Source organism: Alteriqipengyuania sp., from assembly GCF_964222115.1.
In the GTDB taxonomy this organism is placed as follows: Bacteria; Pseudomonadota; Alphaproteobacteria; order Sphingomonadales; family Sphingomonadaceae; genus Alteriqipengyuania.
In genome coordinates this window covers 1-21,531 of sequence record NZ_CAXQBM010000079.1, presented here as the reverse complement: position 1 = coordinate 21,531, position 21,531 = coordinate 1, and the positions used below count along the sequence as shown (strand labels likewise).

25 protein-coding genes are annotated in these 21,531 nt (G+C 64.0%); 15 read left to right on the top strand and 10 right to left on the bottom strand.

Annotated elements, in window-relative coordinates; genetic code table 11:
- Positions 1 to 68: 68 nt before the first annotated feature.
- Both rpmH and ACEQXE_RS12430 read right to left on the bottom strand, forming a co-directional pair.
- Positions 69 to 203, bottom strand: coding sequence for a 50S ribosomal protein L34 (gene rpmH / locus ACEQXE_RS12435; protein WP_010235936.1), 135 nt, complete (start codon positions 201 to 203; stop codon positions 69 to 71).
- Positions 204 to 298: 95 nt separating this feature from the next.
- Positions 299 to 1,147 (bottom strand): alpha/beta hydrolase, encoded by an 849-nt coding sequence (locus ACEQXE_RS12430; protein ID WP_370179727.1) that lies wholly within the window; start codon positions 1,145 to 1,147, stop codon positions 299 to 301.
- A 168-nt stretch (positions 1,148 to 1,315) separates the two neighbouring features.
- On the opposite strand from ACEQXE_RS12430, the gene ACEQXE_RS12425 reads away from it, so the two are divergent.
- The 6 genes from ACEQXE_RS12425 (at position 1,316) to ACEQXE_RS12400 (ending at position 8,568) form a co-directional block, all read left to right on the top strand.
- Positions 1,316 to 2,824, top strand: a complete 1,509-nt coding sequence (locus ACEQXE_RS12425; protein WP_370179726.1) for a YifB family Mg chelatase-like AAA ATPase — start codon at positions 1,316 to 1,318, stop codon at positions 2,822 to 2,824.
- Positions 2,825 to 2,914: 90 nt separating this feature from the next.
- Positions 2,915 to 5,173, top strand: a complete 2,259-nt coding sequence (locus tag ACEQXE_RS12420; RefSeq protein WP_370179724.1) for a penicillin acylase family protein — start codon at positions 2,915 to 2,917, stop codon at positions 5,171 to 5,173.
- A gap of 298 nt (positions 5,174 to 5,471) precedes the next feature.
- The gene (locus ACEQXE_RS12415; protein ID WP_370179721.1) at positions 5,472 to 6,512 is read left to right on the top strand and encodes a type I restriction endonuclease; all 1,041 of its coding nucleotides are present in this window, start codon (positions 5,472 to 5,474) and stop codon (positions 6,510 to 6,512) included.
- Between the two features lie 117 nt (positions 6,513 to 6,629).
- Positions 6,630 to 7,151, top strand: coding sequence for a hypothetical protein (locus ACEQXE_RS12410; RefSeq protein WP_370179719.1), 522 nt, complete (start codon positions 6,630 to 6,632; stop codon positions 7,149 to 7,151).
- Positions 7,130 to 8,062, top strand: coding sequence for a hypothetical protein (locus tag ACEQXE_RS12405; RefSeq protein ID WP_370182867.1), 933 nt, complete (start codon positions 7,130 to 7,132; stop codon positions 8,060 to 8,062). Before ACEQXE_RS12410 ends, ACEQXE_RS12405 begins: the two co-directional genes overlap by 22 nt.
- Before the next feature lie 11 nt (positions 8,063 to 8,073).
- Positions 8,074 to 8,568: a hypothetical protein gene (locus ACEQXE_RS12400; RefSeq protein ID WP_370179716.1), complete on the top strand. Its 495-nt coding sequence runs from the start codon at positions 8,074 to 8,076 to the stop codon at positions 8,566 to 8,568.
- Positions 8,569 to 8,620: 52 nt separating this feature from the next.
- On the opposite strand, the gene ACEQXE_RS12395 is transcribed toward ACEQXE_RS12400, so the two are convergent.
- Entirely contained in the window at positions 8,621 to 9,163 is a 543-nt protein-coding gene (locus ACEQXE_RS12395) for a winged helix-turn-helix transcriptional regulator (protein ID WP_370179715.1), read from the bottom strand.
- Positions 9,164 to 9,352: 189 nt separating this feature from the next.
- On the opposite strand from ACEQXE_RS12395, the gene ACEQXE_RS12390 reads away from it, so the two are divergent.
- Complete coding sequence (locus ACEQXE_RS12390; RefSeq protein ID WP_370179713.1) at positions 9,353 to 9,697, top strand: hypothetical protein; 345 nt, start codon at positions 9,353 to 9,355, stop codon at positions 9,695 to 9,697.
- Between the two features lie 179 nt (positions 9,698 to 9,876).
- Here ACEQXE_RS12390 and ykgO read toward each other — a convergent pair whose 3' ends face one another.
- Positions 9,877 to 10,002: a type B 50S ribosomal protein L36 gene (gene ykgO / locus ACEQXE_RS12385; protein WP_010235965.1), complete on the bottom strand. Its 126-nt coding sequence runs from the start codon at positions 10,000 to 10,002 to the stop codon at positions 9,877 to 9,879.
- A gap of 240 nt (positions 10,003 to 10,242) precedes the next feature.
- Between ykgO and ACEQXE_RS12380 the strand changes: the two genes are divergently transcribed.
- Positions 10,243 to 10,854 carry a hypothetical protein gene (locus tag ACEQXE_RS12380; RefSeq protein ID WP_370179712.1) on the top strand — a complete coding sequence of 204 codons (612 nt, stop codon included), beginning with the start codon at positions 10,243 to 10,245 and terminating at the stop codon, positions 10,852 to 10,854.
- The gene (locus ACEQXE_RS12375) at positions 10,851 to 11,990 is read left to right on the top strand and encodes a M14-type cytosolic carboxypeptidase (protein WP_370179710.1); all 1,140 of its coding nucleotides are present in this window, start codon (positions 10,851 to 10,853) and stop codon (positions 11,988 to 11,990) included. The genes ACEQXE_RS12380 and ACEQXE_RS12375 overlap by 4 nt, the downstream gene beginning before the upstream one ends.
- Here the strand turns inward: ACEQXE_RS12375 and ACEQXE_RS12370 are convergent.
- Genes ACEQXE_RS12370 through ACEQXE_RS12355 form a run of 4 tightly spaced genes read right to left on the bottom strand, consistent with a single transcriptional unit; the run spans position 11,987 to position 14,106 of the window.
- Positions 11,987 to 12,475: an N-acetyltransferase family protein gene (locus ACEQXE_RS12370; protein ID WP_370179708.1), complete on the bottom strand. Its 489-nt coding sequence runs from the start codon at positions 12,473 to 12,475 to the stop codon at positions 11,987 to 11,989. The two genes, ACEQXE_RS12375 and ACEQXE_RS12370, sit on opposite strands and share 4 nt — an antisense overlap.
- A 14-nt stretch (positions 12,476 to 12,489) precedes the next feature.
- Positions 12,490 to 12,906, bottom strand: coding sequence for a cytidine deaminase (locus ACEQXE_RS12365; protein ID WP_370179707.1), 417 nt, complete (start codon positions 12,904 to 12,906; stop codon positions 12,490 to 12,492).
- The gene (locus tag ACEQXE_RS12360) at positions 12,903 to 13,616 is read right to left on the bottom strand and encodes a glycoside hydrolase family 25 protein (protein WP_370179705.1); all 714 of its coding nucleotides are present in this window, start codon (positions 13,614 to 13,616) and stop codon (positions 12,903 to 12,905) included. Before ACEQXE_RS12360 ends, ACEQXE_RS12365 begins: the two co-directional genes overlap by 4 nt.
- A 7-nt stretch (positions 13,617 to 13,623) precedes the next feature.
- Complete coding sequence (locus ACEQXE_RS12355) at positions 13,624 to 14,106, bottom strand: UPF0262 family protein (protein ID WP_370179704.1); 483 nt, start codon at positions 14,104 to 14,106, stop codon at positions 13,624 to 13,626.
- Positions 14,107 to 14,247: 141 nt separating this feature from the next.
- Between ACEQXE_RS12355 and ACEQXE_RS12350 the strand changes: the two genes are divergently transcribed.
- The 5 genes from ACEQXE_RS12350 to ACEQXE_RS12330 all read left to right on the top strand — a co-directional run bounded on the left by ACEQXE_RS12350 (position 14,248) and on the right by ACEQXE_RS12330 (position 19,079).
- The gene (locus ACEQXE_RS12350) at positions 14,248 to 15,786 is read left to right on the top strand and encodes a replicative DNA helicase (protein ID WP_370179702.1); all 1,539 of its coding nucleotides are present in this window, start codon (positions 14,248 to 14,250) and stop codon (positions 15,784 to 15,786) included.
- Between the two features lie 100 nt (positions 15,787 to 15,886).
- Positions 15,887 to 16,231, top strand: a complete 345-nt coding sequence (gene rpoZ, locus ACEQXE_RS12345; RefSeq protein ID WP_370179700.1) for a DNA-directed RNA polymerase subunit omega — start codon at positions 15,887 to 15,889, stop codon at positions 16,229 to 16,231.
- A 170-nt stretch (positions 16,232 to 16,401) separates the two neighbouring features.
- Positions 16,402 to 17,133, top strand: a complete 732-nt coding sequence (locus tag ACEQXE_RS12340) for a ParA family protein (protein WP_370179699.1) — start codon at positions 16,402 to 16,404, stop codon at positions 17,131 to 17,133.
- 58 nt (positions 17,134 to 17,191) lie between these two features.
- Positions 17,192 to 17,956, top strand: a complete 765-nt coding sequence (locus ACEQXE_RS12335; RefSeq protein ID WP_370179698.1) for a hypothetical protein — start codon at positions 17,192 to 17,194, stop codon at positions 17,954 to 17,956.
- Between the two features lie 52 nt (positions 17,957 to 18,008).
- Positions 18,009 to 19,079 (top strand): DUF3667 domain-containing protein, encoded by a 1,071-nt coding sequence (locus tag ACEQXE_RS12330; protein ID WP_370179697.1) that lies wholly within the window; start codon positions 18,009 to 18,011, stop codon positions 19,077 to 19,079.
- A gap of 11 nt (positions 19,080 to 19,090) precedes the next feature.
- Here ACEQXE_RS12330 and ACEQXE_RS12325 read toward each other — a convergent pair whose 3' ends face one another.
- Positions 19,091 to 19,369, bottom strand: a complete 279-nt coding sequence (locus ACEQXE_RS12325; protein WP_370179695.1) for a hypothetical protein — start codon at positions 19,367 to 19,369, stop codon at positions 19,091 to 19,093.
- A 177-nt stretch (positions 19,370 to 19,546) separates the two neighbouring features.
- Between ACEQXE_RS12325 and ACEQXE_RS12320 the strand changes: the two genes are divergently transcribed.
- On the top strand, positions 19,547 to 20,356 hold the full coding sequence (locus ACEQXE_RS12320; protein ID WP_370179694.1) for a hypothetical protein: 810 nt from the start codon (positions 19,547 to 19,549) through the stop codon (positions 20,354 to 20,356).
- 42 nt (positions 20,357 to 20,398) lie between these two features.
- Here the strand turns inward: ACEQXE_RS12320 and ACEQXE_RS12315 are convergent.
- The coding region (locus tag ACEQXE_RS12315) for an ATP-dependent metallopeptidase FtsH/Yme1/Tma family protein (RefSeq protein WP_370179692.1) at positions 20,399 to 21,531 on the bottom strand (1,133 nt) is incomplete at its 5' end.

Below are 21,531 nucleotides of genomic sequence, written 5' to 3'. Positions count from 1 at the left end.
GACCGTCGGCCCTTGGGCCGCCCACTCGACAGGCGCGGCGCGTCAGCGCCGCACGCCGCGAGAGAAAATTACGCGCAAAGCTTCTTGCGGCCACGCTTGCGGCGTGCGGCAAGAACCTTGCGACCGCCGGTGGTCGCCTTGCGTGCAAAGAACCCGTGGCGACGAGCGCGAACGAGATTGCTGGGCTGGAAAGTCCGCTTCATGATATCCTCGAATGCTGGATCGACCGAGGCGCGACGTCACGCGAATCGGCCAAAATTCCCTCCGGCAGTGACGCCGGAACTTCAAGCGCGCGCCATTACGGTCTCGTGGCGGTCACGTCAAGGTATGCGATACGCGGCGATATGCCGGTATCATTGTCGTTCGCAGCCTTGGGCAAGGTCCGCGCAAGCCACCCGCGCATGTCGTCCGCATCGAGCCAGCACGCACGCGCATGCGGCGCCGCATTGGTCATCGCGTAAAAGTCTTTCGCGCCAGCCTCGCTCATACCCATTTCGCGGTAGAATTCGAGGTAGTACTGGTGCTCCGGCGCGCCCTCGGCAAAATCCTTCGCCTCGCGCCCGCGATTGTCGCGCCATGAATGGACCGCGAACTGCGCGCCGTCCTCCACCTCGCGCTGCGCTCCGGCAAGAAACAGCTCGACCGCGCCGGAACGCACCGATCCGCCGCGCGGCACCCGCGTGGTCAGCCCGGCTTCACGGATCATGCGCCCGACAATCAGGTTCGCACGGTCGTTCTCCGTGCCCGGTGCCTCCACCAGATCGAGCGTCCTGAGCCGCGGATAGGCACGCAGAAGGGCCGCGAACTGGCCCGGCGTCGCCGCATTCGTCGTCCCGATCAGCACCGCGCGGGTCGGGTCGACCACGCGGAACGGCCCATAGGCCGCCACCGCCGTCGGCATGCTCGCACGGAAAGACGTGATCGCACGGCCCGCACTGGGCGTATCGGCCTGCAAGGGGGCGAAGCCCAGATCCTCGGCATGGAGATACTCGCCGGTGGGATCGTCCTCGAAGAAGCGCGGATCGCTCTCGTCGATCCATTCCTCGGTCTCGGTGACCCGAATCACCCAATCCTCGGCCAGCGCGGGGGAGGACGCCAGGCCGAGGACCACCAACAGTGCGGAGAGGAGAAGGGTTGATCTGCGCACCGGCAACCTTTTGCCGCCATCCCCTTACCATCTCGCGTTCGAGATTGGTTTCCGGCGCGGTAACCTTCGGCAAGGGCAGATAAACCTGCGAAATCCTCCGGGCTCGACAAGCACCGGGCGAACCGGCAAGACCTTGCCGCATGTGATGGGCCGGGGGAGGGCCTGCTTGTGGTCGCGACGATCCGCACGGTCGCCTATCTCGGGCTGGAAGCGCGCAGCGTGGAGGTGCAGTGCCAGCTCGCCTCGGGCCTGCCGCGCTTCAGCGTCGTCGGCCTGCCGGACAAGGCGGTCGCCGAAAGCCGTGAGCGCGTGCAGGCCGCGCTGGCCAGCATGGGTCTCGCGCTGCCGCCCAAGCGGATCACGGTCAACCTTTCCCCCGCTGACTTGCCCAAGGAAGGATCGCATTACGACCTCCCGATCGCGCTGGCGCTGCTCGCCGCGATGGGCGTGGCGGACCGCGAGCAGCTGGCGGACTTCGTCGCGGTGGGCGAACTCGCGCTCGATGGCCGGGTGGTCGGATCGCCCGGCGTGCTGCTGGCCGCGATGCACGCGAGCGAGGCGGAATGCGGGCTGATCTGCCCTGCCGCGCAGGGGGCAGAGGCCCGCTGGGCGAGCGGCATCCCGGTGCTGGCCGCACCCGACCTCGTCAGCCTGCTGAACCACCTCAAGGGCACGCAGCAACTGGCCGCACCGCAGCTGGGCGACGTGGAGGAGAGCGCACCCGGCCCCGATCTCAAGCAAGTGAAGGGACAGGAGACCGCCAAGCGCGCGCTCGAAATCGCGGCGGCAGGCGGCCACAACCTGCTGATGAGCGGGCCGCCGGGTGCGGGCAAGAGCCTGCTCGCCGCGTGCCTGCCCGGCATCCTCCCTCCCCTCACCCCGGCGGAAGCGCTGGAGGTGAGCATGGTGCAGTCCATCGCAGGGCTGCTCGAAGGCGGGCGGATCAGCCGCGCGCGGCCTTTCCGCGCACCGCACCATTCGGCCAGCATGGCGGCTCTGACCGGCGGCGGGCTGAAGGTGCGGCCCGGAGAGGTCTCCCTTGCGCATCTGGGCGTGCTGTTCCTCGACGAGTTGCCCGAGTTCCAGCGCCCGGTGCTCGATTCGCTGCGCCAGCCGCTGGAGACGGGCAAGGTCGACGTCGCGCGGGCCAATGCGCATGTCAGCTTCCCCGCACGGGTGCAGCTGATCGCGGCGATGAACCCGTGCCGCTGCGGCCACCTGGGCGACCCCTCGCTCGCCTGCAGCCGCGCACCCAAGTGCGCTGCCGACTACCAGAGCAAGGTCAGCGGCCCGATGCTCGACCGGATCGACCTGCATGTGGAGGTCGAGCCGGTCAGCGCGAGCGACTTGGCGCTGCCCCCGCCTGCCGAGGGGAGCGCCGAGGTTGGCGCACGGGTCGCTGCCGCGCGCGAAGTGCAAGGTGCGAGGGGCGAAGAAGCGGGCGTACGCACCAATGCCGAACTGGACGGCGACATGCTGGAAAGGTTTGCGACGCCTGACGAGGCGGGTCGCACGCTGCTGATGCAGGCAGCGGAGGCTATGCGGCTGTCGGCGCGCAGCTATGTGCGGATGCTGAGGGTGGCGCGGACAGTAGCCGATCTCGCGGGCGCCGAGCAGGTGGGCCGCGTGCACGTGGCCGAAGCGCTCAGCTACCGGCGGCAGGCGCCGCGCGCCTGACCGGCCAGCCGCGCCCACACGGGTTGCAATTCCGGTTGCCAAGCCACCACCCGCCCCATAGCCTCCGGCAAAAATCGGGAGGGAGACACTATGCGGATCATCGGCAGGGCAGCGCTGATTCTCGCGGCGCTTACGGGCACCGGCGCGTTGGCGCAGGACGATTACGACGCGACCATCGTGCGCACCACCTATGGCATCCCGCATGTCACTTCGGAGAGCTGGGAAGGCATCGGGTACGGCGTTGCCTATGCCTACGCGCAGGATAACCTGTGCCTGCTGGCCGAGGAATTCGTCACCGTCGCGGGCGAGCGTTCGAAGTATTTCGGGGCCGAAGCCAGTGTCCAGAACGGGCGGCAACCGGTCGACAACCTGAGTTCCGATGTCTTCATGCGCGCGATGATAGACCTGCCGCGCCTGCGCGCGGGCGCCGATGCGCAAGGGAAAGAGGCCAACCTTCTCGCCGCCGGATATGTCGCCGGATATAATCGCTACCTCCGCGATATCGGGCCGCAGGGCGTGCCTGCCGAATGCCGCGGCAAGCCGTGGGTTCGGCCGATCACGATCGACGATATGCTGCGGCTGACCGAAAAGCAGATGCTGCTCGCCAGTGCATTGCCCTTCCTGCCCGCCATCGCCAACGCCGCCCCTCCCGAGGTAGAAGCGCCTGCGGTATCGATGGGCATCCCCGCCCGCGAGGATATGGGCATCGGCAGCAATGGCTGGGCTTTCGGGGGCGAGGTCACGGCCGACGGGAAAGGGCTGCTGATCGGCAATCCGCACTTCCCGTGGTTCGGGCCCAACCGCTTCTGGCAGGTCCATGCCACGATCCCCGGCACGCTCGATGTCATGGGATCGACGCTGGCGGGTGGCCCGCTGCCGACGCTGGGCTTCAACCGCGATATCGCGTGGACCCACACCGTCACCGCGGCGCGCCACTTCACGGTCTATCAGCTCACGCTCGATAGCGCCGATCCGACCCGCTACATGGTCGACGGCGAGAGCCTGGAGATGACCGCGCGCGACATCAGCGTGCCCATGCCTGAGGGCGAGGCACCGGTTGTGCGGACGGTCCATTTCACCCGCTACGGCCCGGTGATTGCGATGCCGCAGGCTGGCCTTGCATGGACCGGTGAAACGGCCTTCACCATGCGCGATGCAAACGGGGCCAACCAGCGCGCGCTGGGGACGTGGGTGAGGATAGCGCAGGCACAGAATGTTGCGCAGGTGCGCGAAGCGGTCAGCCAGACGCTCGGCATTCCATGGGTCAACACGATCGTCGCCGATCGCAATGGCGATGCGATGCATGCCGATGTCACAGCGGTGCCCAATGTCCCGGCCGACAAGATCGCCGCATGTGCCACGCCGTTCTCCGCTTTCGTGGCATCTCAGATGACCCTGCTCGACGGATCGCGTACCGAATGCGACTGGACCATTGCCCAAGGCACCCCGGTGCCCGGCCTGATGCCCGCGAGCGATCAGGCGATCCAGCAGCGGCGCGATTCGGTGACCAACAGCAACGACAGCTACTGGCTGAGCAATGCGAGCGCACCGCATGCCGAGCTTTCGCCCGTGCTGGGTGATTACGGTAAGCCGGTATCGCTGCGCACACGCGCGAATTTCCAAGAAAGCGCCGCGGTGCTGGCGATCGGCCCGATGACCCGCGACCGCGCGCAGGCGCTCGCCTTTTCCAACCGCAGCCTAGCCGCCGAGATGGCGGTCGATCCGCTGCTCTCGATCTGCGACAGCGCACCCGAGGCCCGCGCGGCCTGCGGCGTGCTCGACGGGTGGGATCGCCGCTTCGAGGTAGACAGCCGCGGCGCATACCTGTTCGCCACCTTCTGGGAGAAAGTGCGGAGCGATCCCAAGCTGTGGACCGTGCCCTTCGACGCGGCCGATCCGGTGCACACGCCCCGCGACCTGGCCATTGAGGGCGCGCGCGGCGAGGCACTGCTGGCCGCGCTGGTCGAGGCGGCGAACGAGATCGAAGCGGCGGGCATTGCCCTCGATGCGCCATGGGGCGGTGTCCAGTTCGCACCGCGCGGCGAGGACCGGATCGCAATTCATGGTGGCCCGGGCACGGCGGGCATCCTCAACATGCAGATGTCGCAGCCTGTGCCGGGCGGGATCATGCCGGTACACGGGACGAGCTATATCCAGATTGTCGGCTTCGACGAGGATGGGCCGGTGGCCGACGCGATCCTGAGCTATTCGCAATCGACGGACCCTGCATCGCCGCATTATGGCGACCAGACCCGCGCCTATTCGGCCAAGGCCTGGCATCGCCTGCCCTTCTCCGCCGAAGAGATCGAGGCGCAGCGAGAGGGCGAGGTGCTGCGAATCGCGGAGTGATGCGAGCCGCCATTGCGCGCGGGAGTATCGGCCCTGCGCAGGATGCCTGACACACCTGACACAGTGTCTTAGGCTCAAAAACCTCCGGGCCCTGAAGATGCGGATTGGCCGAGATTTCCGGGTGCGGATCGACGGTGTGAAAGAGCGCGTCCGGGTTAGCGCGGTGGGAGCGTGTAGGACAGCGCTAACCCTGTCTTCAAGCTGCAGAACTCGGCACTAAGTAAATCCCCTTGGGCTCAATTTACCTTGCGTAATGCAGCTTGTTGAATTCATATCTCTTCACAAATGTGAGGGGGGAATGGTGGAACTTGAGGCTCGACTAGAAGCGCTTGGCGACAAAGCGCGTAAGCATTCTGAAGTTTTGGAAACCGAGGAAGCAGCCAAGTTTGCTTTGGTCAATCCGTTGATTCAGGCGCTCGGTTACGATTTATCGAATCCATCGGAGGTCGTCCCAGAGTTCACCTGCGACTTCGGCGGAAAGAAAGGCGAGAAGGTCGACTATGCGCTTAAGGTGGGCGGGAATGTCGCCATCTTAATCGAGTGCAAGTCGTCGCGCGCAGAGCTGTCTCTCAAACACGCTTCGCAGCTTTGCCGCTATTTCAGCGCGTCCGATGCAAAGTTCGCAATCCTGACGAACGGCGTGATCTACAAATTCTACTCCGACCTCGATTCTGCCAACCGGATGGACAACTCGCCCTTCCTCGAAGTTGATATCCTCAACCTGAAAAAGGACGACGTTCGTGGCCTCTCGCGCTTCCAGAAAAGCGAGTTCGATTTGGAAGCAGCTGCCGAAGCTGCGGCGAGCATGCAAATGGAAGGTGAGGTCGCAAATGTCCTGAAAAGGGAATTAGCCGAACCATCTGACGAGATGGTTCGACTGATCGCATCGAAGGTTACTGACCGTCGGCTCACCGCAGGCGTAAAATCAGCCATTGCTCGGCACATTCCTAATGCGTTCAACACGATCATTCGCAATCGGCTCGATGCCAAATGGTCTTCCGCTATGAAGGAAGACATCGACCCCGAATTGGCGAGCACTTCCGAAATCGAGACGACCGAGGACGAGATCGAAGGATTTAACATCATCCGCTCAATCGGATCAGAAGTGGTCGATCCGGCACGGATCGTTATCCGGGACTCCCAATCCTACTGCGCGGTGCTGCTTGACGATAATAATCGGAAGCCCATCGCTCGCATGAGGTTCAATTCGCCGACTACTAAGTATCTCGGCACCTTTGATGCCGAGAAGAACGAGGAACTGAAACCGGTTGAGCGACCGGTCGATATCTACAAATATAAGGCAGAAATATTGACCCGGATTAGCGCCATGCTGGATTAGAATGGCGCGCTGACTCCACGAACATCCCCGTCCCCAAACCCTGACAGGGTTTGTAACTGGTGGGGGGCGCCCCGCCCGCTACGCTGCGTACTCCAGATCAATCGGGAGTTTCTTCGCATGAGCATCGCGGTCGCCATCGGGCTTGCCATTTCTCCAATCCTGTCGCTGCAAAGCGTCATCCTCGTCGACGGCCCCAAGCCAGACGCGAACGGGATGGCCGCCGAATATGGCAGCGGCGTGTGCCGCATCAGCGTGTTCGGCAAGGATAGCGATGGCGAACAGATCCGCGCCGAATTCTCCCGCCGCCTGCGCGACGGGAACCTCAGCGTCTCGCTCTATGGCCCGTTCATCGCGAAGTTTCGCAACGAAGACCCGAACGAGAACTTCCCCGTCACGGTGGCGTTCGATACCGGCAGCAGCGCGCCCTCGCGCTCGGGCGGATACGATGTCGGCGGTTTCCGCGAATCCGCGTGGGGCGGCTGGGGACCGGGCGAAGCCTCCGACGCAACCTATGCCGCGCTGAAAGGCGCCAGTTCCTTCTCGGTCGAGATGGATAGCAACAGCTACGGCCCCTTCACATGGACGGGCACGGGCGCGGTGTGGGCCGCACTGGACGCTTGCGAGACCGAGAACAGCTGATGCTGGCGCGGCTGGCCTCGCTGATCATCGGGTTGTTCACGCTCGCGCTGGCGGGACCGGTGCTCGCGCAGGATGAACCAGGCGGCGCGACCGCCGAATGGCTGGCCAGCCGCGATTCTTGCAGCGCGAGTAACCGCGCGGCATGCGACCGCGCGGTGGAGCTGGCCGCGCAGCTGTTCGAACGGACCGACCGCGATGTCGCCACCACTTGGATGAAGGCCTGCATGGCGGGTGACATGGACCGGTGCGAGATCGGCTATCGCCGCTTCAGGAACACCAGCCTCGAAGGGGATGAGCATCCAATCTCGCACATGTTCGCGCGGATATCCTGCTATTTTGGCATGTACGACCTGTGCCGCCCGTGGGAGGATTTCGAGACCACTGATCCCACCAAGCGGGCGATCGTGATGGCGGACATGTGTATGCAGGGCGCATCGCCCAACACCTGCTACGAAGCGCTTGCCTTCTTCAAGAACGAGAAGGGCTTTTACAACGCGATCACCTACGACCTGTCGGAAACCCTGTGCGAAAGGTACGAGTCCGGCAGCGCCTGCCGCGTATGGGCTCAGGCGCTGGAGGCCAACTGGGGCTATCGCCGCGCATGGAAGTACCACAAGATCGCGTGCCGGGAGGGATTGCAGGCAAGCTGCCCCGATGCTGCGCGGCTGAAGAAGCGGGTGGACTATCTCAACCGGCAGCAGCAGGCCGCCGACGAGGCACGAATGCGCGCGCAGATTGCCACGCAGCGGGGCTCCACATGGCGCTCGCAGGCCTATAATGCAGGTTACACCTCGCCCGGCCGGGTTCGCCAACCGATCACCCCGTTCGGCAGCAAGCCGCGCGAGATCGAGAACTGGCGGCGCTACGAAAGGGCGCTTTGCATGGGCAACCCCGTCAATAAATATTGCTAGGAAGGATCGCCATGAAAACGCCGGTATTCACCAGACCCGCCTGCGCCATCTCCGCTTTCCTTGCGGCGGCTGCGGCGCTTGCAGTGCCCGCATCTGCCCGCAACCTGGTGCCTTCGGACCCGTATGATGCGCGGATCCTGGCGGCTTATAATTGCAACAAGGCCGTGGTGGGGGGCGACTATTCGGAAACGACCATCGCACGGTGCCGGGCCGAGTACGACAAGACGGTGGCCTTCGCACGCACGGCACAATCGCCGACCCCCGCGCAGCGTAGCACGCTCGCCATCGCGAAGGGCCTCTCGATGATGACGGTGGCGGCCGGGTACGCAAAGATCGACGGGGTGATGAGCGCACGGGCGTGCCAAGCGATCAAGGGGATCGATTCTGCACTGGCGGGGTATGTGCCGGCTGCGCCGAACGGCCTCGAAGGCTTGCAGACACTGCTCGTCAACACCCGCGACGAAGCAATCCCGAAATGCCGGATTGGCGGCTACTGGCCCGGTTGAGGCTGGCTGCACTCCGCGCGCGATACGGGCAGGTCCGGCGCGCTCGTATATGCTACTCCGCCGCTTCGCGCGGTTCTTCCATGGCCAGCGCCGCATTGGCGAGTGCGCCTTCGCGCCGATCCCGACCGGCGGCAGGCAGGTCCTTACGCGCGACCATGTTGAGGTCGGCCGGGCCCAGGATGCGCCCGTCATGCGCCAGCATCGCGACCGGGCCGATCGGCATGCGATCGCGTTCGTCGACGATCACCGGGTCCATCCCGACCGCATCCATCCCGTATTTGATCCCCCAGTGCCGGAGCGAGACCATCGCGGGCAGCAGGTCGTAACCCTTTTCGGTGAGGCAATATTCGACGCGTCGGCGATCCTGTTCGTCCTGCACACGGTCGAGGATGCCGTGCTCGACAAGGCGGCTGAGCCGGTTGGAGAGGATGTTTCGGGCGATGCCGAGTTCGCTGAGGAATTCCTCGAAATGGTGGATGCCGTTGAAACTGGCGCGCAGGATCATGAAGCTCCAGCGCTCGCCCATCACTTCCAGCGCTGCCGGAAGCCCGCAGGCACTCAGTTCCTTCAGCGGCTCGCGAACGTCTGTACCCATAAAATGCCTCTCCAGGTCGGCAGCTTACCCCAATTCCGTAGGGTCACAAAACTGAAACTAAGTTTCTAGTTGCAACTTGCTACTTACCCGGATAGGTAGTGATTCGCAACCTAAACTTGTCCCGCCGATTTGCGGCGAAGGTTGTTCGAAAATGTTCGTCACCCAGTCCGTTGCAAGGAGCTTCGACAAATGACCCTCTTCCAGCACCCCCTCCGCCAGGCCGCCATCGCCGGTGTCGCCATGCTGACCACCGCGTTGACTTTCGGCGCCGCAGTCACCCCCGCCCCTGCACAGGCACAGTCGAGCGCCTATTACCGCGCCACGCTGGAACAGCCGGTCGAGAAGCGCACCGAAGTGATTCGCGGCGGCACCTTCATCTGCTCGGGCACCGTGTGCGTCGGCACCAAGGCCCGTTCGCGCCCCGTGCATGTTTGCGAACGCCTGGGCCGTGAATTCGGTACTGTCGCCTCGTTCTCCTACGATGGCAGCGAGCTCGATGCAGAAGCGCTGGCAGCCTGCCGCACCGAAGCGTAATCTTCGTATCCGCCGGTCTCCCTCCCCCGCGGGGGACCGGCCAATGAAAAAACCCTCCGGCCTTCGCGGCTCGGAGGGTTTTTTCATGCGCATTGCAAAGACGCGCGAAAAGGAACGCCGGGCCCGTGCCCGGCGCTTCCCGATCAGGTTGCTAAGTGAAGTCCGGCTTCACCGGGCGATCAGCCCTGGCGCGCCTTCATCCGCTTGTTGGTCTTGTTGATCACATAGGTCCGCCCGCGACGGCGAATCACGCGGTTGTCGCGGTGACGGTTCTTGAGCGACTTGAGGCTGTTGCGAATCTTCATGGCTTTACCCTGAGAAATACGGATCTGTCGTAAAAACAAAGCGGCACCGGAAGGACCAGCCATCCGATGCCGTCGTCATTGGTGATGCCATCTATTGCGCGCGGGCGAAAAGTCAAGTGAAACGGCGTGACGGAAATCGGTCGACATGGCACTATTCGGCCCTTCCATGCGTTGCCCCAGGCACATGCAGTCTTGTCCCGGGACTCCATGCAGATACCCGAGCCGCAGAAAGGCCCAGCCATGAAGGCACTCTCCGCTTTTTCCCTTGTCGCCATCCCGCTGGCGCTTTGTGCCTGCACCACCACCCGGCCCGCCGGTCCGGTCGAGGTCACGCGGTTCGTGGCGTCGGAAGCGGTAGGGCAGCTGGGCGATGCGCGCCTGATGGTGGAAACCGCGCCCGGATCGCCCGAGCAGGGCCTCGCCCTCACGCCTTTCAAGGCGGCGGTCGCGCGCGAGCTGGGCGCCTACGGCTATATCGAAAACTCCCGCGCCGTCGCACAGCAGCTCGCCAGTGTCAGCGTCGAACGCACGCAGATGACCGCCGGCGACCGGCGTGGCCCGGTCAGCGTGGGCGCGGGCGGATCGACCGGGCGCTATGGCAGCGGGCTCGGCGTCGGCGTCGGCCTGAACCTGGGCGGCGGGCCTGACGAGCGCGTCATCACCCGCATGTCCGTATCGATCCGCGACGTGACAAGTGGTGCCGTCTTGTGGGAAGGGCGCGCCCGGCTGGATGCGCCTGCCAAATCCCCCCTCGCAACCGCAGAGGGTGCGGCAGACGCGCTGGCCGATGCGATGTTCCGCGGCTTCCCCGGGAATAATGGCGAAACGATCGAAGTGGAGGTCAATCCTTGAGCAACATCATCATCGACAGCCGGTTCGACAGCGGCAGTATCGACGTGATGACCGTGCACCAGGCCAGCGCGATGCTGCGCCTGAAGCCGGACAACGAAAGTGAATTCAAGCAGTGGTTCCATTTCCGCGTCGCTAATTGCGGCGGTCGTGAGCTGGTGCTCAAGATCGTCGGCCTGAACGACAGCGCCTACCCGGCGGGCTGGCCCGATTATAATGCCTGCGTGTCGGAAGACCGCGATTTCTGGGGCCGTGCACCCTCCACCTTCGACAAGGACGAGGAAGGCGGCACGCTCACCATTCGCTATACCCCCGCAAGCGACCTGGTGTGGTTCGCCTATTTCGCGCCCTTCTCGATCGACCGGCATCACGACCTGATCGCCGAATGCGCCAGCAGCGAAGGCGTGGAGCACCGCAGGCTGGGCGAGACGCTTGACGGGCAGCCGCTCGATTGCCTCGCCATGGGCGAAGGCGAGACGCAGGTATGGCTCTATGGCCGCCAGCATCCGGGCGAAAGCATGGCCGAATGGTGGATGGAAGGCGCGCTGGAAGTGTTATGCGATCCGGCCGACACGCTGGGCCGCGCGCTGCGGCAGAAGTGTCGCTTCCACGTGGTGCCCAACTGCAACCCCGATGGCAGCGCACGCGGCCACCTGCGCACCAATGCCAAGGGCGTCAATCTCAACCGCGAATGGGAAAGTCCGAGCGCGGAACGGTCTCCCGAAGTGCTCGCGATCCGTAACGCGATGGACGAAACCGGCGTCCATTTCGCGATGGATGTGCACGGCGACGAGGCAATCGATGCCAATTTCCTTGCTGGGTACGAAGGCATCCCGAGCTGGAGCGACGAGCATGGCGAGCGGTTCTATCGCTACCAGCGCATCCTCGATCGGCGCTGCCCCGATTTCCAGACCGTAAAGGGCTATCCCAAGGCCGGGCCGGGCAAGGCCAACATGACGGTCAGCACCAATCAGGTGGCAGAACGTTATGCGGCCACGGCGATGACGCTGGAAATGCCTTTCAAGGACAATTCCGACTATCCCGACGTAGTGCAGGGATGGAGCCCGGCGCGGTGCAAGCTGCTCGCCCGCGATTGCCTAGGCGCGCTACTCGAATGGCTGGAGAGCGAGGAGGGTTAGCTGCCGCTACCCGGTGGTGTTTTCGGGGTGACCTCGAAGACCTTCTGCACAACGCCCTCCGGCTCACGATAGGTCGTGAACCCCATCGCCGAGTAATAGGCGAGACCGGCAGCGTTATCCGCAGGGATATGGGCATCGATCTGAGTCACATTCGCATCGATTGCGGCGGCGAGGCTGCGCGCAAACAGCGCCTTGCCGACTCCCTGCCGGTGCGCGCGCGGGCTGATATGGGTGCCGATAATGCCCCAGCCGGGCGGCACGTTGTAAGGGTTGCCCGCCTCAGCCCGGATCAGCGACTGGAAGCCCATCGCTTCACCCGCACTGTCGAGCGCAACCGAGCACAGGATGCCATTGGGAGGCTCGATATAGCGCGCGATCAGAGTGGCGGGATCGCTGGCGCGTTCACGGCCGGTCTTCGCGATAATCTCGCGCAGCACGCGCCCCATGCCCTCCGCATCGGCAGCCACGGCACGGCGAATTTGCACCACCTTCTACGGCCTCAGTCCAGATGCGCCGGACCGAAGCTGTGCGGCAATAATGTAGAGAGCCGCACCTCGACCACGTCATTCGCGCCCACGCACAGGATCAGCGGATCGGTGCCGCCCAGCTGGGCAATCTCGTTCAGTGTCTGGCGGCAGCGCCCGCACGGAGTGATAGGCGCATCGCCGCCCTTACCTACTGGTCCGACCACCGCCACCGTCTGGAGCCCGCCGCGTCTCCCTTCGGCCAGCGCCTTCGATACCGCCAGCGTCTCCGCGCACAGCGAGAGGCCATAGCTCGCATTCTCGATATTCGTGCCGGTGACAATCGCGCCGTCTTCGAACCGCAGGGCCGCGCCTACCGGATAGTCCGAATAGGGGGCATAGGCTTTTTCGGCTGCCGCGCGGGCCGCTGCAATCAGTTCCGTATCGCTCATGGCCTCACCACTACCCAGCCAAGCGGTTCTTCGCTGCCCGGCCCCCGATAATTTTCATTGGCTGTCCATAGCAGCCAGGGGCGGCCGCCGTAATCGGGCTCCAGCCGGGTGCGCACCAGCCACAGGTTGCGCTCGATCCGCGAAGCCACACCATGCGCGGCTTCGAACTCGCGCGTTACCTTGAGGATGGCGGGCCTGCCCGCATGCGATTCGATCTGGTTGGCGAGGATCGTCAGCTCGCTGCGCACCTGCCCGCTGGTCACGCGCTCCAGGCAATCCTCGCCCGTGTCGCTCAGCTCTATGGCAGGCGGCAGCAGCGTATCGTCGCGCGGGACGATGGTGACGAAATTGGCCGACTGCCCATCGGCGGGGACGCAAGGGTCGAAGCGGTGCACCGCACCAACCTGCAGGCCCGCCTTGCGCGCAGCGGCAAGGTTGCGCGTGAAGTCGCGCGCCTGCTCTGCATCGCCAGCCGTCGCCGGAAGATAGACCAGGTCCGCCCCGTCGCCTTTCAGCACGGCGAAATTGACCGGGCCGGTGATGCCCGACAGGTCCACCCCCTGTTCGGGGAATTCGCTCTCGGCAGGTCGCCATGACCGCGTATCGAAATAGAGCCACGCCGCCGCGCCCAGCGGGGCGATGATCAGCACCGCGAGCAACAGCTTGAGCCACAGCGGGCGCCCCTGGGAGCGTCTGGTACGTTTTGCCATGCGTGCCTCAGCCCCTGATATGCAGCACGCAGATCAGCGTGAACAGCCGCCGCGCGGTGGCGAAATCGGTTTCGACCTTGCCCTCCAGGCGTTCGACCAGCAGTTCGGCTGCACGGTTGTGGACGCCGCGCCGCGCCATGTCGATCGTCTCGATCTCGTTCGGGGTCGCCTTGCGAATCGCCTGGTAATAGCTGTCGCAGATAGCGAAATAGTCGCGGATCGGGCGGCGGAACCGGGCAAGGCCCAGCAGGATCGTTTCGAGCTCCTGCCCCTGCTCCTCCGCGATATCGAGCGCCAGCCGGTCGTCGCGCACAGACAGGGCGAGATGATAGGGGCCCTCGGCGCCCTTGGCAGCGGCGCGCACCGGCTTGAAGGTGTTTTCCTCGATCAGGTCGAAGATCGCCACGCGCCGTTCCTGCTCGACATCGGCATTGCGCCACAGGATCGTCGAATCGTCGAGATCGATTTTGGAGATGCGGTGGTCGGCCATGTGAGTGCCGTTGCCTTCGCAGAAATGCCCCGTCCACGGCAAGGCCTCTTCACCTTGTTCGCATTATTCACAGGGGGGATAGGGACATTGCCCGGTCGCGACGTCTTGCGAGGCGGCGCAGGCTCGCACATGGTCCGCCGAATGTCCGAAGATAGCCTTCTCCTCGCACCCTCCGTAACCGACGCAAGCTCCGGCGATTCTGCCGAGGCGGGCCGCGCGCTGCCTTCGAACGTCGAGGCGGAGGCTGCGTTCCTGGGCGCGATCCTGATCGACAATTCGATCTACGAGGAATTGCCCAACCCCTTGCGGCCGGAGCATTTTTTCGTCCCTGCGCACCGCCAGATCATGGAACGCGTGCTGACCATGCTCGAACGCGGGGCCACCGCCAGCCCGGTGACGCTGAAGCCCTATTTCGAGGGGAACGAGCATCTCGCCCAGTTGGGCGGCACCACCTACCTCGCGCGGCTCACCGCGGACGGGCACGGCCTGCTCGCCACCCGGCAGCTGTGCGAACAGATCTACGACCTAGCGCTGCTGCGCGAGTTGGTGACCGTGGGCCGCACGCTGGTGAACGATGCGCTCGACACGTCGGAAACGGTCGAGCCGCTCAAGCAGATCGAAGTGGCCGAAAAGGCGCTGTTCGATATTGCCGAGGGCACAAATGTGGGCAACGCGGCCAAGTCCTTCGGGACCGCCGCCAAGGAGGCGCTGAAACAGGCGCAGCGGGCGATGAATTCGGGCCGTGGCCTTTCGGGCCGCACAACCGGGCTGCCCACGATCGACGAGAAAACCGCGGGCCTGCACGATTCGGACCTCATCATTCTCGCCGGGCGTCCGGGCATGGGTAAGACATCGCTGGTCACCAACATCGCCTTCAACACCGCCTATGCCTACCTCCAGCAGCAGCGCGAGGGCGGGCCCGATTCGGGCGGTGCGCCGGTCGCCTTCTTCAGCCTGGAAATGAGCGCGGACCAGCTGGCAACGCGTATCCTTTCCGAACAGGCGGAAATCTCTTCGGAGAACCTGCGCTCGGGCGATATCGGCGGGGCCGCCGGGTTCCAGCGCCTGTCGGAGGCAAGCCAGCGCCTCGCCGACCTGCCGCTTTATATCGACGATACGCCTGCGCTCACAATCGACGGGCTGCTGATGCGCGCGCGGCGGCTGAAGCGGAAGAAGAATATCGGCCTCGTCGTGGTCGACTACCTGCAGCTGCTGCAGGGCTCTTCGCGCAGCAAGGACAACCGCGTGAACGAGATTTCGGAAATCAGCCGGGGCCTCAAGACGCTGGCGAAAGACCTCGGCGTGCCGGTGATCGCGCTGTCACAGCTCAGCCGTGCGGTCGAACAACGCGAAGACAAGAAGCCGCAGCTGTCGGACCTGCGCGAATCGGGCTCGATCGAACAGGACGCCGACATGGTGTGGTTCATCTACCGCGCCGAATATTATCACGAACAGAGTAAGCCGGAGGAAGCGGCGAATGATGGATCGAGCGCGCCCGACGTGGTCGAGAAATACGATGCCTGGTTCCAGAAAAAGCTGGAACTGAAGAACAAGGCCACGCTGATCGTGGCGAAACAGCGCCACGGTTCGACCGGCAACGTCCCCCTGCTGTTCCACGGCGAGTACACGAAGTTCACCAGCCCGGAATATCGCGACTACTCGGACTACGATCAGAGCTAGACCCGCCATCGCGCAGATGGATTTGCATTGAAAATTCGCTCGGCAATCGCTATAGCCGGTCACTGATCCCAAAATTCTACTTGCATGGAGTGCCTCGCTTATGGCGCGCGTTACCGTTGAAGATTGCGTCGACAAGGTTCCCAACCGGTTCGATCTCGTCCTGCTTGCCGCCGAACGTGCGCGCGAAATCTCCGGCGGCGCGGAAATCACGCTGGAACGCGACCGGGACAAGAACCCGGTTGTCGCCCTGCGCGAAATCGCCGAGCAGACCGTGAAGCCCAAGGAGCTTCACGAAAGCATGGTCACCAACCTGCAGAAGATCCTGCCGGACGATGATGACGAGGTCGATGAAATCGGCTCGCTCAGCCAGTCGGCCGAAGCGCTGCGCGTTACCGCGGCCACCCCCACCCGTTCGACTTCGGTGGGCGGCGACTACGAGGGCTGATCCTCCACTTCACCGGCTTGATGCGGGGCGGGGCTCATCGGAGCTGCCGCCCCGTTTCATTTTGAGCCTCGTGTGCAGGATTGTCGGCATTTCTTCTCCACGGCGCGCCTGCCTGTAATGGAATTGAAACAAAAACCCGGCCTCTTCCGCCGCGGAGGAGACGGGCAGGCATGGCGGTCGTTGCGATTTACAGCGTCAAGGGCGGGGTCGGGAAGACGACCTTCGCAGCCAACCTGGCCTGGTGCGCGGCGATGCAGTCCAGCCGACGCACTCTGTTGTGGGATCTCGACGCGGCCGGCGGGGCAAGCTTCCTGCTGGGTGTCGACCCGAAGAAGAAAAAGCGCGCGACGAGCGTGATCAGCAAGGACATCGATCCGGCCAAGCTGATCCGTCACACCGATTATCCGCGCCTCGACCTGCTGCCCGCCGATGAATCGCTCCGCGCTCTCGACGTGCAGCTTGCCGAGATCGGGAAGAAGAACCGGATCGCGAAGCTGACTGCCGACCTGATGAAGGACTACGACCGGCTGATCCTCGATTGCCCGCCGGTGCTCAACGAATTGTCGAGCCAGATCGTGCGCGCCGCAGACCTGATCGTGGTGCCGATCCCCCCTTCGCCCTTGTCCGCGCGCGCGCTCGACATCGTGCGCGAGGAAGTGAGTGCCGAAGGCAAGAAGGCACCGCCCATCATGCCGGTATTCTCGATGGTCGATCGCCGCCGTACGCTCCACCGCGATTCGATACTCGACCAGAAAAAATGGCCCGTCATCCCCTCGGCCAGCGCGATCGAGCAATGCGCCACGCATCTTGCTCCGGTTGGCGCCTTCGCCCCGCGCAGCCCCGCCGCGCGCGCATTCAAGGCATTGTGGACCGACATTGAGCGCAAGCTGGCCAAGGGTTAGCGCCCCGCCGCACGCGCAGGCTGGCCTTGGCGCACGGGCACGCTATGACCTTCATCCGATGTCCGAACCCCCGCCTTCCGCTCCCGCACGCTTCGACCTGGCCTGGTGGCGAAGCTTCGTATCGCGCGGCGCGCTAACCGACCCCGTGATCAGGGCGCTGATCCTGTTCGTTGCAGGGATGAGCCTGCTGCTTTTGATCGACATTGCCAGCGAGACGCGGGGCCGGATCGGGCAGGACCGCGCGATCGAGGGCGCATTGTCGGCAAGCGGTCAGGCACTGGGCACCGTCACGGATAGCGAAGACCCCGCGGACGAGGCGAACACGGCCGAGCGGCGCGAACGCGCCCGGTCGGCGGCTTTCTTCCTCGAACAGGCAACCCTTGCCTGGCGGCGTGAAACCGATGCCACCCCGCAAGCGATCGAGGCTGAAGCCGGCGCATCGGGCGTGCTCGCATTCCTTGGCAAGCTGTGGGTGCTCGGCTGGCTGCTGCTGCCTTTCGGAGCGCTCGCCGCGCGCCTTTCATGCCCGGCAGCGGAGCACCGCCATCCACGCTGGGCGCTCACCTATGGCGCTTTGGCGCTGGGTGGTTCGGCAGGACTGATCGCACTGGCGCTGGCCATCTACGCGCTGGGCGTGGGCGCACCCTTCGTGCTCGCCCCGCTGGTGACAGCAATCGTGGTGCTCAACGCGTGGCTGTTGCGCATGCACGCCCGGATCGATCGTGCCGCCACTCTCCTGCGGCTTGCACCAGTGCTGGTGATCCTCACCGTGGGCCTCATCGTAGCACGCGAGATGCTGCTGCACCTCGGCATCCTGCCCTAGGACCTCGACCCCGCTCCCACGCCTGCTAAAAGAACCCTAAGGGGTTTAACGAATGACGGATTTTCCAGAAGCCATCGGCACGGCGAGCGAAGGCGGCCTGTTCGCGCGGGCCATATCGCGCAGGCAGGGCAAAGCGAATATCGATGATACCGGGCATTTCGAGGAAGGGGCCTGCCTCAACTGCGGCACCGAGCTGACGGGCGACTATTGCCATGTCTGCGGGCAGAAGGCGCATCTCCACCGTACCCTTTCGGCAGTCGGGCACGATCTGGTGCACGGCGTCCTTCACCTTGATGGCAAGCTTTGGAAGACCCTGCCCATGCTGGCCTGGTGGCCGGGCGTCCTCACCCGCCGTTATATCGATGGACAGCGGGCCGATTTCGTATCGCCGATGGCGATGTTCCTGTTCAGCGTCTTCCTGATGTTCGCCGTGTTCCAGGCCGTTGGCATTACCACCCCGACCGATTTCGAAAATCCGGTGAGCACCAGCCAGAGAAGGGCCATGGAAGCCAAAAGCGTGTTCCAGCAGCGGCTATCCGCGCTGGAGGAAGACCAGACCGCCGAGCGGGCGGAGCTGGAAGAGAAGATTGCCGGGATCGATGTGGCGATCGCTGCGATAGGCAAGGGCGAGGACTTCTCTTACGAGAATCCCGAGGGCGGGCTGACATACCAGTCGATCACGCTGACCGGGATCGACCGGATCGACAAAGGGGTGGTCGAGAAGTGGCGCAAGCATCCCGAGCTGATGCTCTACAAGCTGCAATCGAACAGCTACAAGTTTTCGTGGCTGCTGATCCCGCTCTCACTGCCCTTTGTATGGCTGCTGTTCGCATGGAAACGCCGTTTCAAAGCCTACGATCACGCGATCTTCGTGACCTACTCGCTGGCCTTCATGTCGCTGATGTTCATCGTTCTGTCGCTGCTAGGCAAGATCGGGGTGGCCCCGATCTGGCTGTTCACGATCTTCACGACGCTCGCGCCGGTACACCTCTACCGTCACTTGAAGGGAACATACGACCTGTCGCGGTTCTCGGCTGTCTGGCGGCTGCTGGCACTGCTCTTCGCGATCAACATCGTGATCGTTCTGTTCCTGCAGATCCTGCTGCTGCTCGGCGCGTTCTAGCGCCGCTGCGGTCAGTCGGTCCCGTCGAGCTCGCCGTCGTTCGGCGGGGCGTTTTTACGCTTCTCCGTCATATCGTCGCGCAGCTCGGCAGTTTCCTCGCTCACCTTGTCAGCCGCGACAATGGTCGCCTCTTCCAGCTTCTCGCCGACGACCTCGGCATTGGCGGCGGTGTCGGCCGCGGCGCCTTCGGCAAAGGCCTGGCCATCTTCACGCGTCTGCTCGGAGCAGGCGGCGAGACCCAGTGATGCGGCACCAAGAGCCAGCAGGACAGCAGTATTCGGGCGCTTCATGACACGTTTCCCCTTTGGCAAGTCGCCATAACAATCGTTAACCACGACGGCAGTTCCCCACCGCGGAATTAGGCCCAGCTTCCAAAGCCCGACAATTGAGACAAGCAATTCAGAGGTTCGCCTACCCTTTGAAGTTTTCGAAACCCACGTGCTCCTTCGTATCGCCAAGGACTTCGCTTGGACTTAAACTTCACATCCAAAGGGGGAGTTCAAATGAAATATGCACGGATCATTGCCTCGATAGCCCTGCTGGCGTCCCTGTCCGCATGCGGGACTGTCCGCAATAGTCTTTACGGGCCAATTCGACCGATCCAGGCGGGCAATATTGGCGGAATGTCGAGCTGCGAAGGGGCCGAAAAGGGCGTCGATATCAGTCTTGAGCAACACTTCCGCGCGAAGGCGTGCGCATCGATGAAAGATCCGCGGAATTCGGATCTCGCGCTAGCGATGTTTGAATCAGGATCGCAGCTGGTGAATGCACGTTGCAACGATTTTTTCGCGCAGAAGGCAGGCACCCAGACAACCGTCAACACTGCTTTCGATCTCGTACCCCCGGTTGTGGCCTTGCTGACCGGTATCCTGTCGATCACGGATTTCGAGAGCGACGAGAACCGACAGGACTACGAATCCGCGCTCGCTTTCGGATCGGCCGCAACGGTAGCGGGTCTGAAAGTATACGAGAAGAATTTCCTATTCTCGGCCGAAAATACCGAAAGCGTCAGGAAGCTCACCATTGATACCTTGAGCCAGCACGCGAATACCGTGCGCAATCTCAAGCCCGGAAGCCACTCGTTCTACACCTCGACGCAATATGTCATCGAAAACCAGATGATCTGCACCCCCGGGCGGATGCGTGACTTGGTGAGCGGCGCGATAGAGACGAAACGCTACAAGTTTTCGCCGCGCTTCGTGGACGATGGCGATGACCAAAAGGAAGCCAAGGATATATCCGCCGGCGCACCGCTGGACCTGGAAGGCGCGGATTGAGCCAACGGCTGGACTCATCCTCCAGCAATTCTGGCCGTCCCCTCAAGCACCCTGCGGGGCCGCGCCGCCTTCTCCGCCGAACCGCTTGCCCGCCTTGGGCACCGCCGATCCGCTAACCGGGCGCGGCTTAGCCGGGCCGCTGGGCTCGTCGGGCCGGTCGAGCTTGCCGTCCTTCAGCAGCTGATCGATCTCATCGCCCGTCAGCGTCTCGTACTCGAGCAACGCCTGGGCAAGCAGGTGGAGCTTATCCTCCTGATCGGTCAGCACATCGGTGGCGCGCTTCAACCCGCCTTCGACCAGCGACTTGATCTCCGCATCGATCAGCTTGTTGGTTTCCGAACCGCCCATCGTGCGCTGGGTCTGCCCCATGCCGAGATAGCCTTCCTGGCTGGCCTCGTACTGCAGCGGGCCCAGCTTGTCGGACATGCCCCACTTGGTGACCATGTTGCGCGCCAGATCGGTCGCAGACTGGATATCGCCGCTCGCACCGGACGAGACCTTGTCGTGCCCGAAGATGATCTCCTCGGCCACGCGGCCACCCATGGCGACCGCGAGGTTCGCGTGCATCTTGTCCCGGTGGTACGAGTAATTGTCCCGCTCCGGCAGGCGCATGACCATGCCCAGCGCACGGCCGCGCGGGATAATCGTCGCCTTGTGGATAGGGTCCGATGCCGGCTCGTTCAGAGAAACCAGCGCGTGGCCGGCCTCGTGATAGGCGGTCATCTTCTTCTCATCGTCGGTCATCACCATGCTGCGCCGCTCGGCGCCCATCATGACCTTGTCCTTCGCGTCCTCGAATTCCTGCATGGCGACCAGCCGCTTGTTGCGGCGGGCAGCGAGCAGCGCAGCCTCGTTGACGAGGTTGGCGAGATCGGCGCCGGAGAAGCCCGGCGTCCCGCGCGCAATCGTGCGGGCATTGACGTCGGGCGCCAGCGGCACTTTCTTCATGTGCACCGCAAGGATCTTCTCGCGCCCGTCGATATCAGGCACGGGCACCACGACCTGCCGGTCGAACCGGCCCGGGCGCAGCAGCGCCGGGTCGAGAACGTCGGGTCGGTTGGTCGCCGCCACCATGATGACGCCGTCATTGGACTCGAAGCCGTCCATCTCGACCAGCAGCTGGTTCAGGGTCTGCTCACGCTCATCGTGACCGCCTCCGAGGCCCGCGCCGCGGT